Raw genomic sequence first — 15,795 nt, 5'->3', positions numbered from 1 at the left:
TTCTTTAGCATTCCATGATAATAAACCATTAAGGTTCTGGATATTCTACAGTTTCATCGTATATTACCCTGTCATCTCTATACACTTTATATCCAGCTTCACCATCGAAAGGAACCAAAAGATTTATCGTTGTTTTGGCATTTCCCGTAATTTTAAAGGTATTTGCTGGAGTGGTCATCGTGCGGTCCACGTCTTGAATATAAATGAGAACGGTTTGCTCTTGATTTGGTTCCGTCCCTGTATACGGTATGGTTATTTCAACCGGAACCATTTGAGGTGGTTTTTCTTCTTTTCCCTTTGAAATAACGACGGAAACTTTGTCACCCTTTTTCATCTCAGTTCCTGGAGCTGGTGACTGCGAAACAATATTTCCTGCAGGAACTGTTTCATCATACCTTTCCTCTGAAGCATCAAGAGTTAAACCTACAGAATCTATATAATCCTGTGCACCTTTTAAATTAGACTGTATTAAATCTTCCAGAATTATTTTCTCGGGTCCTTTACTAACCTCAAATTCTAAGACCGTTTCTTCCGCAACAACTTCCTCGCCGCTTTCGGGTTTTTGACTAAGAATGGTACCAGGTTCACTTTCATCGTATACTTCCGTTACTTTTATATCCTTAAAGTTCTGGTTATCCAATAATCTAGCCACATCTTCATAGTTCCAATTGATATAATCTGCTAATTCAAATTTTTGCTTTCCAGTACTAAAGTATACCGCAATTCCAGCATTTTCTTTAACAGTACTACCCTCTTCAGGATTCGTTTTTATTACCTTACCTTCTTCAATTTCTTCATGAGTACTCTCAATTTCTTCCGCAACCTGAAGACCAGCAGCTTCTATTTTTGCAATTGCCTCATCTAATTCCATCCCACTAACATCAGGGATGGTAATATCTTTAGGTGCCATTAATTTAGGTAATACGGTAACAGTAAATAACCCTACTAATGCTAATAAAATAAAAGTAGAAATTAATATAATAGGCCACTTTTTACGCTTTTTCTGTTCTTTACCATTATTTGCTGCAACAACATTTCCATTGTTTTTATCCTGACTATGTACCAATGTCTGATCAAGATTTTGAAATGGACGTTCGTTCGTAATCACTGGAATTGCCTTCGTTGCTTCATCGTCAATAGGAATAACAAATTTTGCTTCATCCAGTCTCTCAGAGTCGAGAGCCGTTCTTAAGTCGTCCTCCATTTCATCTACACTGTTATACCGATGAAAGGAATCTTTAGCAGTCGCCTTTAACACGATATTTTCAACACTTTGTGGAACGTTCGGATTCCACCTTCTTACGGAAGGAGTTTCTGATTGCAAATGTTTTAATGCAATCGAGACTGCAGATTCACCTGAAAAAGGAAGTCTGCCGGTTAATAATTCAAACATGACAATTCCAAGGGAATAAATATCTGATTTCCTATTTGCCATGCCTCCACGTGCTTGTTCGGGTGACAAATAGTGTACCGAACCCAAGACAGAATTAGTTTGAGTAATACTTGTTGCACTTAGAGCCATCGCAATGCCAAAATCAGTTATTTTCACATTTCCAAAACGATCAACAAGAATATTTTGAGGCTTGATATCCCTGTGGATAATGTGATTTTGATGGGCATGAGAAATAGCAGATGTCAATTGTTTCATAATATCAATGGTTTCTTCAACTTGTAACGGTGAATTCTGTTGTATGTATTGTTTAAGTGTTTGCCCTTCAACATATTCCATTACAATAAAATAAAGATCATCCTCTTCTCCAACATCATAAATACTTACGATACTCGGGTGAGCTAAGCTTGTCGCTGATTGTGCTTCTCTGCGAAACCTGCGAATAAATTCCTCATCATTGGCAAAATCAAGACGAAGCATTTTCACGGCTACATCACGGTCAAGAATCATGTCGTGGGCTAAGTAGACATTCGCCATCCCGCCGCCGCCAATCATTTCTAATACCTTATATCGACCGCTTAATCGTTTTCCAATTAACATTATAAATCACCCTCGCCGGAATCAGAAAACTCTACAATTGCCAGTGAAATGTTGTCCTCGCCGCCACGCTCATTTGCGATCGAGATTAAAGTATTCGCTTTTTTCTCAAAGTCATCATCGTTCTTTAGAATATCAGCCATTTCTCCTTCACTAACTTTGTTCGAGAGTCCGTCAGAGCATAATAAAAGGCTGTCTCCTTCTTCAAAGGTTATCGTTTTAATATCTATATTAACATTCAGTTCCGTTCCGAGAGCCCGCATGATAACGTTCTTTCTAGGATGATGTTCAGCATCCTCCTTAGATATTTGCCCTGTGCGAACTAATTCATTGACTAGTGTATGATCTTCCGTCAATTGCTGAAATCCCGATTCGTTTAATATATAACAGCGACTGTCTCCAACATGAGCAATTGTAGCAAATAGATTTGTCGTAATAACAGCTTCAATTGTTGTACCCATTCCATCACATTCCTCATGGCTGTTTGAATGGTCAAACAACAATCTATTCACTTGAATTATTCTTGTTTTTAACCACTCTTCCGCTTGTTCTGCAGTTTGAATCCCTTCGGATTCCTCCCACATCTCTTTTAAAGTGGTTAATGTCATGTTGCTTGCAACGTCGCCGGCACGGTGACCGCCCATACCATCAGCTACAATGGCAAGGCGCTGCCCGTCTCGATTTAAAAATACACCAACACTATCTTCGTTATTCTTTCGAATTCTCCCTACATCCGTCTTATACACAGCCTTCAACGCTGTCACCTCGTCTCTTCTTTTCGCTCCTTTGCACGAAGTTGTCCACATGCTGCGTCAATGTCGTGACCTTGCTCCCGGCGAATGGTTACATTAATACCGCGGTTTTTGAGTGTTTTTTCAAATGCAAAGATTTTGTCCTTCGGGGTACGTACATAGTCCCTCTCTGGAACATAATTAACAGGAATAAGATTAACATGGCATTTTAGTCCTTTTAATAAGGCTGCCAATTCTTCGGCATGTTCAACAGAATCATTAACACCGCCGAAAAGGCCGTATTCAAAACTAATTCGGCGCCCCGTCTTATCGATATAATACCTTACAGATTTCATTAAGTCATCTAGTTTATATGCTCTATTGATTGGCATTAACCGGGACCTTAATTCTGTGTTAGGTGCGTGTAGGGAAATAGCAAAATTAATCTGCATATTTTCATCTGCAAATTGATAAATCTTCGGAACAATACCACTAGTTGATACTGTTATATGACGTGCACCAATCATCAATCCTTTATCATTATTAATGATTTTAAGAAATGACATCATATTATCATAATTATCGAAGGGTTCACCAATTCCCATAATAACTACTGAGCTGACACGCTCGTCTGTTTCGTCAAGAGCTTGCTGCACCGTTACAACCTGCGCAACAATTTCACCAGCTTCTAAATGACGCTTAAGCCCGCCAAGTGTCGAAGCACAGAAAGTACACCCGATCCGGCAGCCAACTTGCGTTGTTACGCACACCGAATTCCCATAATCATGGCGCATTAAGACTGTTTCAATTGAGTATCCATCGTGCAATTCAAACAGGAATTTAATAGTACCGTCAGAAGAAGATTGCTTTATAACTGTTTTTAATGTGGTAATTTGAAAATTGTCAGAAAGCTTGTCACGTAAACTTTTTGATAAATTATTCATATCTTCAAACGAAGATATTCTTTTTTTGTATAGCCAGTCATAAATTTGCTCTGCCCGGAAAGGCTTTTCACCATTATTAGTCAGCCATTCCTTGAGCTCATGAAGCTGCAGGGAATAAATAGAAGTTTTTTTTATGTCCAATGTTGTATTGTTCTCAGTTGTATTTAGTTGTTCCAACTATTACACCTTCTTTCTTAAGCATGCGATAAAGAAACCGTCGGAGCCAATATCCTGGGGCAGGATTTGTAAAAAACCATCTGCTGCCAGGGGTTGGATTGCCTCAGGCATTCGTTCTTTTAATGAAGCATCTATCTCAAATTCAGGATGCTCTTGTAAAAATTTCAAGACAGTCCCTTCATTTTCTTCCTTATCTACTGTACACGTACTGTAGACAAGAATTCCACCTTTTTTCACTAAAGGTGAGACAGAGTTTAATAAATTTTGTTGAATGGTACTTAATTGATACAGATCTTGTTCTTTTTTGGTATATTTCATGTCAGGTTTCCTTCTCATAACACCCAGCCCTGAGCATGGGGCATCTAGAAGGATTCTATCAAAATATTCCTCTTGAAACTGTTCTCCTGCCTTGCGTGAATCCATTGCAATTGTCCTTATATTGCCCAAACCTAAACGTTTAGCATTTTCATTAATTAATTTTACTTTATGTTCATGTAAATCCAGCGAGATTACTCCGCCAGTTAATTTCATTGTTTCTGCAATATGAGTAGTTTTTCCGCCAGGAGCGGCACAGGCATCCAAAATCAATTCGTTTTCATTGGGAGCGAGTGCATAGGCAGCCAGCATTGAACTTTCGTCCTGTATGGTAATCATGCCTTTTTTAAATGCCCTTGAAAAAGCTAAATTCCCTCTCAATGCTCTAATAGCTTCAGGAATAACAGGACTTTTTTCCACTAGAAAGCCTTCCTCATCTAGATCCTCAATGACTTCGAGGATGGTCGTCTTTGTTAGATTTACCCTCGCTGTTTGCAGTGGTGCCGTTAAGTTGACCTCACACATTTCTTTCGTTCTTTCATAACCAAATTGGTCAACCCACCTCTTAACGAGCCATTCTGGGTGGCTCGTTTCGATTGATAGCTTTTCAATTGGATCACTAACTTCATCCAACGATGGAAGTCCCTCACGCTGAATACTTCTCAGCACACCATTTACCATTCCGGCAATCCCTTTGTGGCCTCGCTTTTTAGCAATTTCGACTGCTTCAAATATGGCGGCTCTATCGGGAATTTTATCAAGGTAGACCATTTGATAGAGGGTTATCCTTAATAGCTGCCGCACCCAATTTTCCAACTTTTTGCTATTTTTTAAAAAGGGCTTTAGAAAGTAGTCGAGCGCCATCCTTCTTTGTAATGTTCCATATGTTAACTCCGTCAGTAGACCGATATCAATAGAGGGAATTTTGTTTTTTTCAATGGTACTATTCAGCAGCAAGTTACTGTAAGATTGATTCTTTTCAATGTTCTCAAGTAATTCCACCGCTGCTTCACGTACATTTTTCTTTTTATTCGTCATTTTATTCTCCTAGTCTGCTGCCCACTAAGATTTTCGATCCTGCACCTCTGTAAAACTCTTCACAAGTCATTTTTGTTTTTCCAGAGGGCTGCAGCTCTTTAATCTTAATAGCTGTGTCATTACCGGTTGCTACCGTGATACCATCAGCGTCGTTTTTTATGACAGTCCCTGGCTCCTCACTTTTTGTACCTGTGACCTTTTCTGAACGCCAGATTTTTAATGTTTGACCATCAAGCGTTGTAAAAGCAACTGGCCAGGGGTTTAAGCCGCGGATATGATTATAAATCTCTTCGCCCGTTTTGGACCAATCAATTTTTTCCTGCTCGCGTTTAATATTAGAAGCAAACGTTGCTTTCTCATTATCCTGAGGAACAGCCGTTAATTTTCCTTCGAGTAATTTTAGCAAAGTTTCAGATAATAACTCTGCACCAGCCTTGCTCAGCTTAGTATGAAGGGTGCCCACATTATCTTCTTCGGTAATCTCTACTTCTACTTGAGTTAATATGTCACCTGCGTCCAGCTTTTCAACCATATACATAATGGTAATCCCTGTTTTCTTTTTGCCTTGGATGAGGGCATAATGAATGGGTGCTCCGCCGCGCAATTCCGGAAGAAGCGAGGCATGGACGTTAATACAGCCATGTGCTGGTGCTTCTAATATTTCTTTCGGCAATATCTGTCCAAAAGCCGCTGTAATAATCAAATCGGGATTCAAAGAAATAATTTTTTCCATTTCCTCTTTTTGGCGAATTTTTTCAGGTTGATAGACAGGGATTCCATGTTTCAATGCTTCAACTTTGACAGGCGGCGGTGTTAGTACTTTTTTTCTGCCAACTGGCCGATCCGGCTGGGTAACCACACCTATAACCTCATATCCGTCATCTATAATTCTTCGCAACACGGGTACTGAAAAGTCTGGGGTACCCATAAAAACGATTCTCGTCATTCAATTTCTACTCCTTTTAACTCATCTTCTTCGAGATATCGGCTTACTTTAGATGTGAATAATACCCCGTCTAAATGATCAATTTCATGTTGTATCGCCCTTGCGAGAAATTCTTCCGCTTCAAGGGTGAATTTTCTTCCTTTTCGGTCGAATGCCTCGATTTTCACATAATTGGGTCTGGTAACTTCTCCAAAAAGGTCTGGGAAGCTTAAACACCCTTCTGGACCCGTTTGCTCTCCTGATGTATTGGTAATACGAGGATTAATCATCTCAATCGTTCCTGATTCATCATCAATATCAACGATGGCAATTCGTTCATCTATCCCAATTTGCGGGGCAGCAAGGCCGACACCGTCATATTCAATCATGGTGTCATACATATCATCAAGTAATTTAGCAAGCTTTCTGTCGAATTTAACAACAGTCCGGCATTTTTTTTCAAGTACCTCAGCAGGGTACGTAACAATCTTTCGTATGGCCAAAGGTGTTCCTCCATCTAAATCGTAGTTGTCCGATTTTTTTATCTTTATTATTAATTACTATACATTTTCACCCAAATTACTCTATCATAACCTTCTATATCACCAATATTTGGCTATCGTTACATTAAAATAAATGGGTTTACATCGATTGATACAAGTAAGCCGCTTTTTGGGTCGCCTTGATACTGGTCGAGTATGGCTTTTAGTGTTTTATTAAGCTCCGGTTCCCGCTTATATTTTATTAAGCAATGATAGCGGTAACGATTATTAATCCGCGGGATTGGTGAGGCAGCCGGCCCTAGAACCACTGCATGATTGGATAACCGGGAGCGGACAAAAGCGGCGATTTTTTCCGTTGCCGATACGACAGTTATTAACTCTTCATGACTAATCGTAATTAAGGCCAAATAGTAAAATGGCGGGTAATGATGAGCTTTTCTCATCATCATTTCCCTGTGGTAAAAGCGATCATAATCCTGTGTTCCGGCGAGCTCTACACTATAGTGCTCTGGAGTATAGGTTTGGATGATGACTTCCCCGGGTAACTCATGGCGCCCCGCCCTGCCGCTAACTTGTGTTAATAGCTGAAAGGTTTTTTCAGAGGAGCGAAAATCTGGTAAATGGAGCATCGTATCCGCTGAGAGAACGCCGACAAGGGTAATATTAGGAAAGTCCAGTCCTTTTGCAATCATTTGCGTTCCTAAAAGAATATCTGCTTTGCCTTCATGGAATTCCTTTAACAGCCGCTCATGGGCTCCCTTTTGTCCCGTTGTATCAACATCCATACGAATTACCTTTGCTTCAGGAAGAATTTTCCCTAGTTCTTCTTCAACCTTTTGTGTCCCCGTACCAAAATAGCGAATGTAATCACTTGAACACTCAGGGCACTGACTGGGTACATGGCTCTCAAATCCACAATAATGGCATTTCATCTGGTCCTTAACTCTGTGATAGGTCAAGGAGATATCACAATTCGGACAATTCATCACATACCCGCAATCCCTGCACATAACAAATGATGAGTGACCACGTTTGTTGAGAAATAATACAGACTGCTCTTTTCTTTCAATTCTCTCTTTCAGCAATTCAAACAACTTTCTCGAAAACATGGAGCGATTCCCTGCTCTAAGTTCTTCACGCATATCAATAATTTCTACAGCTGGAAGTGCTCTCTTATTCATTCTGCTTGGCAGACATAATAGTGTGTAAACCCCTTTTTGTGCTCTTGCAAAAGACTCAAGTGCTGGAGTTGCACTCCCAAGCACAACCGGGCAGTTATTTTTTTGGGCTCGTTCAATGGCCACATCCCGCGCATGATAGCGCGGCATTTCTTCCTGCTTATAGCTAGTTTCATGTTCCTCATCAATAATGATGATTCCCAGGTTCTCAAAAGGTGCAAAGATGGCTGACCTTGCACCCACAACCACTTTAACCTCTTGACGTTGAATCTTCCGCCATTCATCATATTTTTCTCCAGCAGAGAGCCCGCTGTGCAATACCGCTACTAAATTTCCAAAACGGCCCTTAAAGCGATTTACCATTTGCGGAGTCAAAGCGATTTCTGGTACAAGTACAATCGCTTCTCTGCCTTTTTCAATGACATCCTGAATGGTTTGTAAGTAAATTTCAGTTTTCCCGCTGCCAGTTACGCCATAGAGTAAAAACACCTCATGGAGTTTATTTTCAATACTGCCTAAAATGGGAACCATCGCTCGCTGCTGGTCCTCTGTTAAGAGCAGAGGCTCGGTGCGTGTAAAGGTGCGATTTTCATAAGGATCACGATAAACTTCCATATCCTGTTCAGCAAGAAATCCCTTTTCAACTAGTGCTTTTACTGTTGATGCGGAAATATTTAAATATGATAACAACTGTCTCAATTCCACCGGGTCACTGTGTTCAACAAAATACCTTAAAACTACCTTTTGTTTTTCAGCTTTTTGAGGCAGGCTATTACTCGCAGCTTCCAAATCTCCTGAGGAAAGCAATGGAATAACATATTTTAATTTCTTTTTCTTTAGTCTTTCTTTCACTACATATATAACTTCTAACAGCCCTTTAGCAGCTTCTCTTTGGAGGATGGGAACTAGACCAGTCTCTAAGGCTTCATCCCAATGAATCGCTTCTTCATTTTTAAATACCTCTTGAAGCTGCGCAGGTAATTGATTTAGTTTTACTCCTGTGGAAAGCTTTACCTTCTTCTCATATTTAGCTTTTAATGCAGCCGGAAGCATTGCCTGAAAGGCATAAATCTTAAAGCACAACGTATTTTCCGTCAGCCAATTACCGAGATCAAGTAATTCCTGATTTAGAACAGGTTCTAAATCCATCGGTTCGATAATTTCACGGAGTTTCTTAAATTCTGATTCTGCTTTTATCTCGGTAACAAAACCTTGAATTTTCCTTGGACCAAAGGGGACAATTACCCTCATTCCGGGCTGGATAGTCTCTTGCCATTGGGCTGGAATTAAGTAATCAAACGCCCTATCCGTTTGTTTTGCGGGCACATCAACAATAACACTAGCAACTTTCATTTGGTTCCAAACCCTTTGGGGATACAACTATTTCTTCGATAATTTTATGTGCAGCCTCAAGCTTTGACATTAAAGGTAACTCAATCTTGGTTCCATCACGCTTAAAAAGCGTCACGATGTTTGTATCCCCGCCAAAACCTGCACCTTCTGCCTTAACATTATTGGCTACAATCATATCTGCATTTTTAACCTTTAGTTTTTTTACCGCGTATTCTTCAACATTTTCAGTCTCTGCTGCAAATCCAATTAGAATCTGGTTTCTCTTTTTTGTTCCCAGCTCATATAAAATATCCTTCGTTCTTTCAAGTTCAATCACCTTGTCCCCAGGCTGCTTTTTCATTTTATGATCATAAGAAACTTTAGGAGTGTAATCAGCAACTGCTGCTGTTTTTATAATAATATCCGCATCATCAAACTTGTTCATGACTGCATGATACATTTCATCTGCACTCTCAATCTTAACTATCTCTACACCAGCCGGAGGAGATAAATGGACCGGTCCAGAAACTAATATTACTTTTGCGCCCTCTTTCTGAGCTGCTTCAGCAAGAGCGTATCCCATTTTTCCTGTAGAATGGTTCGTAATAAAACGGACGGGGTCAATCTTTTCCCTTGTTGGACCAGCAGTAATTAAAACGGTTTTCCCTTTTAACTTCAAAGAGTTTTTATTAAAAAAATGCTGTTTGATTAATTCAACAATTTTCTCAGGTTCCTCTAAACGACCCTTGCCTACATAGCCACAAGCTAAATAGCCCTCACTTGGTTCAATAAATTGATAACCGTAGATGGCCAATATGGATATGTTCTTTTTCACTGCTGGATGGTCATACATATGTACATTCATCGCCGGGGCAATCCAAACTGGAGCCGTTGCGGCAAGTAAGGTGGTGGTAATCATATTATCCGCAATGCCATTTGCCAGTTTACCTATCGTATTGGCTGTTGCAGGGGCCACAAGTATTAAATCTGCCCAATCAGCTAAATCGATGTGCGCGATCACATTCGGATTTTTTTCTTCAAAGGTATCGGTATACACATCATTTCGAGATAACGCCTGAAAAGTTAAAGGGGAAACAAATTTTGCAGCAGAGTCACTAAGGATTACTTTTACCTTAGCACCAGCTTGGACAAGTTTGCTTGTTAAAGCTGCTGCCTTATATACCGCAATGCCACCTGACACACACAATAAAATCTTTTTATCCAACATCAACGTATCCCCCGCTTCTATTCCACAAGTATCTATTCTTTTATTATGCTAGAAACACTTTATTTTTTCATCTTTTTCAACTGCATTTCTACAAAAAACGCCTTTTTTTTCGATTTGCGATGTAAACTGGTCTGTTGATTTCCACTCCAGGCACTTCGCTTTCCGCGGGAGGGTCCGGGAGCCTGTCTAGCTACAGCGCCTAGACCCTCGAGTCGCTTCGGTCCTGACGATGAAGTCAAAAAGCGACATCAACGCCAGGCCCTCCAGCGCTTGTCGGGTCTGGACAAGGCGCTTCCGCTTTTCCTTCTCCTCGGCGCTATGCGCCTGTGGGGTCTCCCGAAGACCTTTTCATCCCGCAGGAGTCTACGTGCCTTCCGCTCCAATCAACAGAGTGCAATAATCAATAAGGAGCTTTAATATTTAATTGCGATAAAAAATAAAAAGGCTGACATTGTTCTGTGTCAGACCTTCTTGTTATTACTTGCCTATATTACTATCCTTACCGTAAATAGCACCTGTTTCTGATTTCTTGGGAATTCTATATGTCAGCTCACCGCTATAGATTTCCTCTAATGCTTTTCCCACATGTTTATAGGAAACATATTTAGGTAATCTTTCATCACGTGTTTGCTGCATTGAACGAGCACGTTTTGCCGCAACAGAAACCAACGAGTATTTTGAGTCAATTTTATTAAGTAATGAGTCGATCGAAGGATATAACATTTATTCAACCTCCAGTAATTTTTTATATCGATGTTCTACACGTTCCCGGCGGCAATGTTCTGCGACAACAATTGCTTTTACCCGTTCACATGCCAATTCTACCTGATCATTTTCTACAACATAATCGTATAATTCCATCATTTCAATTTCTTCACGCGCTGATAACATCCGATTGTTAATCAACTCTTCTGTTTCGGTACCTCTGGTAACAATCCGATTCTTTAACTCGGAAAGACTTGGAGGCATTAAGAAAATAAATAAACCTTCTGGAAATTTTTCTCTAACCTGTCGTGCACCCTTTACCTCGATTTCTAAAAAAACATCTTTCCCGGCATCCAAGGTTTCGCGCACATAATCTACAGGTGTGCCATAATAATTGCCAACGAATTCAGCATACTCTAACAGTTTACCCTGCTCAATTAATTCTTCGAATTCCTGACGTGACTTAAAAAAATAATCGACCCCATTTACTTCCCCAGGTCGAGGCGCACGGGTTGTTGCGGATATTGAGTATTCAAAAGCCGTGTCCGGATGGGAAAATATTTCTTTTCTAACTGTTCCTTTTCCGACACCAGAGGGACCAGAAAATACGATAAGTAATCCTTTTTCCTGCATTTTCTATAATCCTACCCTTCATCAATAATTTCATCACGGTCTGCCAGTCGATGGGCAACCGTTTCAGGCTGTACAGCTGATAAAATGACATGGTCACTGTCCATGACAATGACCGCACGTGTACGTCTTCCATATGTAGCATCAATCAATGAACCCCGATCACGGGCATCCTGGATTATCCTCTTAATCGGAGCAGATTCAGGGCTTACTATTGAAATTATCCGATTGGCAGATACGATATTTCCAAATCCAATATTAATCAATTTAATCGACATGATTATCATCCAATCATCAATAATATATTTTGGTCGAGCCAGCCATTTTCTAAACACTGTTATTCAATATTTTGAACTTGTTCCTTCAGTTTCTCAAGCAAACTTTTTATTTCAACTACTTTTTTAGTAATAGATGAATCATTTGCTTTTGACCCAATTGTATTTGCTTCCCTATTCATTTCCTGCACAAGAAAATCAAGTTTTCTTCCAATAGGCTCCGTTTCGTTTAATGTTTGCTTAAATTGCTGGACGTGGCTATTTAACCTTGTTAATTCCTCGTTAATATCAATTTTATCAGCAAAGATGGCCACTTCGGTTAATACACGACTTTCATCAATTTGTCCTTGTACTAATTCCTCAATTCTTTTCATTAAACGTTCTTTATAGGCTGAGACAACTAGAGGAGCGTATTCTCTTAGTTTATCAATATTTGTATCTAATTGTAATAAAGAAGTTAGCAAATCTTTTCGCAGCTCTTCTCCTTCAGTAACTCGCATTTGCTTACATAGTAAAACTGCTTCTTCTGTTGCTCTTAGTACTAAATTTTCCAATTCTTCGTTGCCGGCATCATTTTCTTCAATATGTAAAAATTCGTTACGTGTCAATAAATCCTGAAGTAAAACTTTTCCTTCAATATTGAATTTATCACGTGCTTCTTTAATAAACAGGTAGTACTCTTCGAGCAGCTTCCAATCAACATGAATTTTCCGAGTAACTGCACCTTCCCCTTCTATCATTATATAAACTTCAGCCCTGCCGCGTCGGAGATGCTGATTCAATTTTTTCTTAATCTTATCTTCTACCTTTAACAGCTGCCTCGGCATCCGAACATTTATTTCACTAAAACGATGGTTGACTGTTTTTACTTCCACATTTACAGAATAAGAGGCAGAGGAAATTCTGCTTCTCCCAAAGCCCGTCATACTTATAACCATCAAGGACACTCCAATCTTCTGAGCGGTTAACCTGCTATGTAAAGTATATAGTTTTTTTGCGAAAACTAACAAAAGGTAATAGAGTCATCTCTACTACCTTTTGGATTATAACACACTTTATTTTGTTTTTCTTAACAAAAATGTTCCTGCTAGTAAAAAAGTTGGTATTGATGAGAGACCGATAATCAAAAGCCAGTCTTTTGCTAAGATTGGTAAGGTGTGAAAAATTGGCTGGAATGGCGGGTAGTAAATTACTGCAATCATTAATGCGAGGGATGATACAACCGCCCAAACAAGGTATTGGTTCCCAAATGGATTTCTAGATAAAACGGATTTTTCACTTCTACAATCAAATACATGAATGAGCTGCGCCAGCACGAGTGTTGCAAATGCAATCGTTTGTGCATATTGCAGGTTTTCCGGATTCTGTTTATAGACAATCATAAAGGCTAATAGGGTAACGATTCCAATAAGAAAACCCCTGGAGACTACTTTCCAGCCTAATCCTCGAGAAAATACACCTTCATTTGGACTACGCGGTTTACGTTTCATTACATCCTCTTCAGGACGGTCCAATCCTAATGCCATTGCTGGCAGTCCATCCGTTACCAAATTAACCCAAAGGATTTGAATCGGAACGAGTGGCAATGGAAGTGCCAGTATCATCGCAAACAACATGACCAAAATTTCACCTACATTTGAAGCCAGTAAGTATCGGACAAATTTCCTTATATTTTCATAGATATTTCTGCCTTCTTCTATTGCCGATTTGATTGTTGCAAAATTATCATCCAATAATACAAGTGATGAGGCTTCTTTCGCCACGTCTGTTCCTGTAATCCCCATGGCCACACCGATATCCGCAGCTTTAATCGCTGGTGCGTCATTTACACCATCACCTGTCATGGCAACAATATGACCTCTATTTTGTAAAGCCTTAACAATTTTTAATTTATGCTCTGGTGAAACGCGGGCAAATACAGAAACATCATCTACTACTTCCTCAAGCTCCTCAACGGACATGTTTGATAAAGCATTCCCATCAAGAACCATACTCTTTTTCGTTAAGATACCGAGCTGTGCGGCAATCGCTTTAGCGGTTATCACATGATCACCAGTAATCATTACTGTTTTAATTCCTGCTTCTTTACATTCTTTCACCGCGTCTTTAACCTCTGGTCTAGGCGGGTCAATCATTCCTTGAACTCCAATAAAGGTTAATTTACTTTCTGCTTCATTTTCACTTAGGATAATTGTATTGGCTGGAATAGGTTTAAAGGCAATCGCAATCGTCCTAAGAGCTTGTGAAGCAAGGTGATTGATAGCGTCTTGGACTTGGTTCTGAACACTCTGTCCAAGATATTGTGTCTTGCCATCCCAAAGGATGGATTCACTCTTACCAATAATTACATCCGGAGCCCCTTTTGTTACGATAAAATTCCTGCCTTGCTTGTCTTTTACATGCATACTCATCATTTTTCTCGCAGAGTCAAACGGGAATTCCTTTACGATGGTAAATTCATCCAATAAATTTGTACGATCCAATCCCGCTTTCATAGCACTAACAAGCAGCGCACCCTCTGTCGGATCCCCGTCAAGAATATAATCCTCATCTTTGATTTTTAATTCCGAATGATTGCAAATCATCCCAAAGATGAGCATTTGCTGCAAGGCTTTTTCATCTTTTGGCTGGACACGGGTATTATTACGGTAAAAGTCTCCACGAGGCTGATAGCCCACACCGTCGACTGTCCAAGTGGTCCCACCGCTCCATAAATGGGTAACGGTCATTTTGTTTTGCGTCATTGTTCCCGTTTTATCAGAACAAATAACCGACGCACAGCCAAGCGTTTCGACTGCCGGCAGCTTTCTGACTATCGCATTTTTCTTAATCATTTTTTGAACTCCAAGAGACAATGCAACCGTTACAATTGCCGGTAAACCCTCAGGAATGGCCGCTACTGCAAGGGATACACCCGCTAAGAACATCGTATAAAGCTCATGTCCCTGTAACACTCCAATTCCAACCACTAGAACAGTTAAAACTAGTGCTACTGTTATCAAAATTTTACCAAGCTGCTCTAAGCGGCGCTGTAATGGAGTTTCTTGTGATTCTGCGTTTTGAAGTAAATCGGCAATCTGCCCCATCGCTGTTTTCATCCCTGTAGCGATAACGACTCCTGCACCACTTCCCCTAGTGATCATCGTGCCCATGAAGGCGATGTTTTCCATATCACCAATCCCGGGGTTGATGGTTTTTAATACATCTGTATGTTTTGATACCGGCACTGACTCTCCAGTAAGTGCGGACTCTTCGATTTCTAAACTTCTGGACTCAATAATCCTTACATCTGCCCCAATTCTATCTCCACTCGAAAACTTAATGACGTCCCCTACAACGATTTCTTTAGAAGGTATTTTTATCCACTGGCCGTCCCGTAACACGGAAACCTGTGGAGCAGATAATTCCTTTAGAGCCTGAAGCGATCTCTCAGCTCGTCTTTCTTGAAAAAATCCAAGAAATCCATTAATAATCACAATTGCAATAATCGCTACCGCGTCAATATATTCACCGAGCAATCCTGATAAAAGCGTGGCTGCGAGCAGCACTAAGACCATAAAATCTTTAAACTGACTAAAAAATAAGAGCAAAGCAGATTGCTTTTCCCCCTCCTGCAATTCATTAAGCCCATGTTGAGCTATTCGTTTCTTTACTGCTTCTGGTGATAACCCAGAAGAAAAGTCGGTATCTAAGACCTTTTCTACTTGATTTATCTCCATCTCATGGAATTTCATCCGACCATCTCACTTCCCCCTAGTTTTTCTTAGACATTACTCTAAAGAAAGCTTATTCAGCCTCGTCCCAAAAAATGCTATGATAATTCAGAC

At 40.0% G+C, this 15,795-nt stretch carries 13 protein-coding genes; all 13 read right to left on the bottom strand.

Going from position 1 to position 15,795, the window contains the following annotated elements; all coding sequences use genetic code 11:
• Positions 1–28 precede the first annotated feature (28 nt).
• The 13 genes from pknB to ACIQAA_RS22180 all read right to left on the bottom strand — a co-directional run bounded on the left by pknB (position 29) and on the right by ACIQAA_RS22180 (position 15,702).
• The gene (gene pknB, locus ACIQAA_RS22240) at positions 29–1,990 is read right to left on the bottom strand and encodes a Stk1 family PASTA domain-containing Ser/Thr kinase (RefSeq protein WP_402623813.1); all 1,962 of its coding nucleotides are present in this window, start codon (positions 1,988–1,990) and stop codon (positions 29–31) included.
• Entirely contained in the window at positions 1,990–2,742 is a 753-nt protein-coding gene (locus ACIQAA_RS22235; protein WP_402624026.1) for a Stp1/IreP family PP2C-type Ser/Thr phosphatase, read from the bottom strand. Before ACIQAA_RS22235 ends, pknB begins: the two co-directional genes overlap by 1 nt.
• Before the next feature lie 5 nt (positions 2,743–2,747).
• Positions 2,748–3,839 (bottom strand): dual-specificity RNA methyltransferase RlmN, encoded by a 1,092-nt coding sequence (rlmN, locus tag ACIQAA_RS22230; RefSeq protein ID WP_402623812.1) that lies wholly within the window; start codon positions 3,837–3,839, stop codon positions 2,748–2,750.
• A 3-nt stretch (positions 3,840–3,842) separates the two neighbouring features.
• Positions 3,843–5,192 (bottom strand): 16S rRNA (cytosine(967)-C(5))-methyltransferase RsmB, encoded by a 1,350-nt coding sequence (gene rsmB, locus ACIQAA_RS22225; RefSeq protein ID WP_402623809.1) that lies wholly within the window; start codon positions 5,190–5,192, stop codon positions 3,843–3,845.
• A gap of 1 nt (position 5,193) precedes the next feature.
• A complete protein-coding gene (gene fmt / locus ACIQAA_RS22220) occupies positions 5,194–6,138 on the bottom strand; it encodes a methionyl-tRNA formyltransferase (RefSeq protein WP_402623807.1) in 945 nt (314 codons plus the stop codon).
• The gene (gene def / locus ACIQAA_RS22215) at positions 6,135–6,620 is read right to left on the bottom strand and encodes a peptide deformylase (protein ID WP_402623804.1); all 486 of its coding nucleotides are present in this window, start codon (positions 6,618–6,620) and stop codon (positions 6,135–6,137) included. The genes fmt and def overlap by 4 nt, the downstream gene beginning before the upstream one ends.
• Positions 6,621–6,739: 119 nt before the next feature.
• Entirely contained in the window at positions 6,740–9,151 is a 2,412-nt protein-coding gene (gene priA, locus ACIQAA_RS22210; protein ID WP_402623801.1) for a primosomal protein N', read from the bottom strand.
• Positions 9,138–10,361, bottom strand: coding sequence for a bifunctional phosphopantothenoylcysteine decarboxylase/phosphopantothenate--cysteine ligase CoaBC (gene coaBC, locus ACIQAA_RS22205; RefSeq protein WP_402623798.1), 1,224 nt, complete (start codon positions 10,359–10,361; stop codon positions 9,138–9,140). The genes priA and coaBC overlap by 14 nt, the downstream gene beginning before the upstream one ends.
• A gap of 474 nt (positions 10,362–10,835) precedes the next feature.
• On the bottom strand, positions 10,836–11,081 hold the full coding sequence (gene rpoZ / locus ACIQAA_RS22200) for a DNA-directed RNA polymerase subunit omega (protein WP_179597255.1): 246 nt from the start codon (positions 11,079–11,081) through the stop codon (positions 10,836–10,838).
• The gene (gene gmk, locus ACIQAA_RS22195) at positions 11,082–11,696 is read right to left on the bottom strand and encodes a guanylate kinase (protein WP_402623796.1); all 615 of its coding nucleotides are present in this window, start codon (positions 11,694–11,696) and stop codon (positions 11,082–11,084) included. It lies immediately after the preceding gene.
• Positions 11,697–11,707: 11 nt separating this feature from the next.
• Positions 11,708–11,971, bottom strand: a complete 264-nt coding sequence (remA, locus tag ACIQAA_RS22190) for an extracellular matrix/biofilm regulator RemA (RefSeq protein WP_095247706.1) — start codon at positions 11,969–11,971, stop codon at positions 11,708–11,710.
• 59 nt (positions 11,972–12,030) lie between these two features.
• On the bottom strand, positions 12,031–12,906 hold the full coding sequence (locus ACIQAA_RS22185; RefSeq protein WP_402623793.1) for a YicC/YloC family endoribonuclease: 876 nt from the start codon (positions 12,904–12,906) through the stop codon (positions 12,031–12,033).
• 117 nt (positions 12,907–13,023) lie between these two features.
• On the bottom strand, positions 13,024–15,702 hold the full coding sequence (locus tag ACIQAA_RS22180) for a calcium-translocating P-type ATPase, SERCA-type (protein ID WP_402623790.1): 2,679 nt from the start codon (positions 15,700–15,702) through the stop codon (positions 13,024–13,026).
• Between the last annotated feature and the right edge of the window lie 93 nt (positions 15,703–15,795).

The sequence above is a fragment of the Neobacillus sp. NPDC093182 genome (genome assembly GCF_044754045.1).
This window is presented reverse-complemented; position numbering and strand designations above follow the sequence as displayed.

Excerpts from the sequence above, each read along its gene's own strand:
- pknB (WP_402623813.1), bottom strand. The coding sequence starts at position 1,990 with ATGTTAATTGGAAAACGATTAAGCGGTCGATATAAGGTATTAGAAATG.
- rsmB (WP_402623809.1), bottom strand. The coding sequence starts at position 5,192 with ATGACGAATAAAAAGAAAAATGTACGTGAAGCAGCGGTGGAATTACTT.
- fmt (WP_402623807.1), bottom strand. The coding sequence starts at position 6,138 with ATGACGAGAATCGTTTTTATGGGTACCCCAGACTTTTCAGTACCCGTG.
- priA (WP_402623801.1), bottom strand. The coding sequence starts at position 9,151 with ATGAAAGTTGCTAGTGTTATTGTTGATGTGCCCGCAAAACAAACGGAT.
- rpoZ (WP_179597255.1), bottom strand. The coding sequence starts at position 11,081 with ATGTTATATCCTTCGATCGACTCATTACTTAATAAAATTGACTCAAAA.
- gmk (WP_402623796.1), bottom strand. The coding sequence starts at position 11,696 with ATGCAGGAAAAAGGATTACTTATCGTATTTTCTGGTCCCTCTGGTGTC.
- remA (WP_095247706.1), bottom strand. The coding sequence starts at position 11,971 with ATGTCGATTAAATTGATTAATATTGGATTTGGAAATATCGTATCTGCC.
- ACIQAA_RS22185 (WP_402623793.1), bottom strand. The coding sequence starts at position 12,906 with ATGGTTATAAGTATGACGGGCTTTGGGAGAAGCAGAATTTCCTCTGCC.
- ACIQAA_RS22180 (WP_402623790.1), bottom strand. The coding sequence starts at position 15,702 with ATGAAATTCCATGAGATGGAGATAAATCAAGTAGAAAAGGTCTTAGAT.